The sequence below is a fragment of the Streptomyces niphimycinicus genome (genome assembly GCF_018883605.1).
GTDB lineage: Bacteria > Actinomycetota > Actinomycetes > Streptomycetales > Streptomycetaceae > Streptomyces > Streptomyces niphimycinicus.
The window spans coordinates 1-491 of record NZ_JAHLEM010000870.1; the positions used below are offsets into that span (position 1 = coordinate 1).

Here is a 491-nt window from a genome sequence, read left to right on the forward strand (position 1 = left end):
CCTCGGCTTCGCGCTCTACGCGGGCGCGAAACTGCCGGGCGTGGTCATGGCCGACGGAGCACCCGACGGCAGATATCAGATCTGGCTCCACGATCGGAACGGGTCGGCGGCCACGGTCACCCACGAGGAGGTGTGGCAGTACGGCCCACGCCAGTTGTGGGACGAGGCCACCGCCGTGCACACCGCATACGTGAACGACGGCAGCCCCGACCCCGGCGACTTCGGGCTGACCGTGTCCCCCGGCGGACAGCGGCTCTGGCTCCGCTCACCCGACGCACCCCTCGGCTGACAGACAACTCGGCTGAGGAACGATTGAAGGGGGCGGCACCTCCGCACAAGGTGCCGCCCCCTTTGAGATCCGGAGCCGCCGCCGGGGGGTGAGGGTGGGTGTTTCCCGGCGCCGGCTCCGGTGGCCTTATCGGCTCATGGCCTCAACGGCTCGTGGCCTACCGCCCGTTCGCCGCCGCTCGGCCCGCCTCCAGGCGGGCCAC

1 pseudogene is annotated in these 491 nt (G+C 71.5%); it reads left to right on the top strand.

The window, feature by feature from the left end:
• Window positions 1-289, top strand: a pseudogene (locus KN815_RS44500) (methyltransferase domain-containing protein); the annotation flags it as partial.
• Window positions 290-491: the final 202 nt, after the last annotated feature.